Origin of the sequence: Pedobacter agri PB92 (genome assembly GCF_000258495.1) — a bacterium.
Taxonomy (GTDB): Bacteria; Bacteroidota; Bacteroidia; order Sphingobacteriales; family Sphingobacteriaceae; genus Pedobacter; species Pedobacter agri.
This window is the reverse complement of record NZ_AJLG01000314.1, coordinates 1-1,900: the sequence shown is the minus strand read 5'-3', so window position 1 is coordinate 1,900 and position 1,900 is coordinate 1. Positions and strand designations below refer to the sequence as shown.

Genomic DNA, 1,900 nt, shown 5'->3' with positions numbered 1-1,900 from the left:
CAATGGTATAGCGCTTGGTTTGTGCCTGGGCCATCCCTGTAAATAAAAGCAGCAGAAATGGGATCATCAAAATTGCAAAAAATCTTGTTGACCATTTTAGGTAACTTTTTTCCATAAAATTTGGTTTTGTTAATTAATATTTGAATTTCAACAAATTTAGCAAAATACCCAACAAAGCAAATTTTAATTCGCAGCAAAGCACTTTACAAAATAATAACAAAGTATTAAGCCGGTAAACTTATTTTACCCATACAAATTGATGGCACACCTTGTCGGTTACCAAAATCAATGGGTTGTCCACACAGGGTTTCATTGGCTAAAACGGCAAATAAAACAGCTTCTTTCGCATCAGGGTTGATGGCTAAATCATCTGTAGTAAAGAAATCTGAATGTGGCAGGTTCTTTTTTAACAACTGTACCAGCAGCGGATTATGCATGCCGCCGCCACTCATAAAAATTTGAGCTTTTGCCTTATCACCAAAACATTTTTTTATGGCCGCTGAAATGGTTTCTGCCGAAAAGTGGCAAAGCGTGGTCATTACATCAGTTGTGCTTATATTTTGAGTAGATGATTGGTTTTGAGCGCTTTTTAAATAATCCAGGTTAAAAAGCTCTGGTCCAGTGGTTTTTGGAAAAGCAATGTCAAAAAAGTCGCATTTTAATAATTCATTCAGCAATGCCTCGTTCATATTTCCAGATTTTGCAACCTCTCCGTCTTTATCGTAAAACTGGTCATAATACTGTTGCATAAACTGATCCATCAAAGTATTTCCTGGCCCCACATCAGTTGAAAAAATTTCGGATGCCTGAAGGTTTCCTGGCAGATAGGTAAAGTTTGCGATGCCCCCAATATTGAGCATTACCCGATCTTCATCCTTTTTAGAAAAGATTAAATAATCGCCATAAACCGCTAATGGAGCCCCCTCACCACCTGCGGCTAAATGTTTCTGCCTGAAATCAGACAAAGTTATAATTCCGGTTTTAACCGCAATATGATCGCCATCACCAATCTGCAATGTTCCATTTGGATAATCAGTTAATTGATGAAGTGATTTTGGCGCATGGAAAATGGTTTGTCCATGGCTTGCAATAAAATCAATCTCCTCATTTTTATAGCCCCATTCCGCTAGAGCCTGGTTAATCAAATCGGCATGGATATTGGCAATGTGTTCATTCATCAGGCAAACCAACTCCAAATCAACCTGTTTTTTGGAAAAAATGGCTTTAATTTTAGCCCTGAAATCATCTGTATAACCACCGGTTTTAAATTCCAGGATTTTAATGACGGTTTCGGCACCACTTCCGCTTACCGCACAAAGTGCTATATCTAAACCATCCATTGATGTTCCACTCATTAGCCCAATAATTAATCGCTGCTCCTTTTGAGCTTTGGTATAAAGATTTTGTATCTGGATATTCATAATTATTTAAAAAAATGATCAAACGTTTGTTTGCCGCTTAAGGTGAATTTTACATATATAATCGCAATAAAAGTAAATAACCTTTGATGAAATACGAGCATAACTCTATATATTTACTGCTCCGTACATTAAAATCCATAAATAAAATGGCTAGATTAAATCTACTGGAGGAGACACGTTTCGAGAAACTCCCTGTGAGCGTGTTCGAAAATCCAAAAATTGCTTCCATTAATGTGGCGCATAGAATTGCCAACCTCATTAAATCAAAACAAGCAAACAACGCACCTGCAGTACTGGGCTTAGCAACAGGTGTTACCCCAATTGCAGTTTATGCCGAACTGGTAAGACTGCACAAAGAAGAGGGTTTAAGTTTCAAAAATGTGATTACTTTTAATTTGGATGAATATTATCCAATGCAGCCAACAGCAGCGCAAAGTTATGTTACGTTTATGAACGAAAACCTTTTCGAGTGTGTACGT

The 1,900-nt window shown here is 37.4% G+C and carries 1 protein-coding gene and 1 pseudogene; one reads left to right on the top strand and one right to left on the bottom strand.

The features are described from left to right. Window positions 1-224: 224 nt before the first annotated feature. The gene (locus tag ON09_RS23535; RefSeq protein WP_010603523.1) at window positions 225-1,421 is read right to left on the bottom strand and encodes an anhydro-N-acetylmuramic acid kinase; all 1,197 of its coding nucleotides are present in this window, start codon (window positions 1,419-1,421) and stop codon (window positions 225-227) included. Between the two features lie 146 nt (window positions 1,422-1,567). Here ON09_RS23535 and ON09_RS23530 point away from each other — a divergent pair. After that, a pseudogene (locus ON09_RS23530) lies at window positions 1,568-1,900 on the top strand (glucosamine-6-phosphate deaminase); the annotation flags it as partial.

Bases quoted from the DNA above. Each gene is read 5' to 3' on its own strand.
- ON09_RS23535 (WP_010603523.1), bottom strand. From the start codon at position 1,421: ATGAATATCCAGATACAAAATCTTTATACCAAAGCTCAAAAGGAGCAG.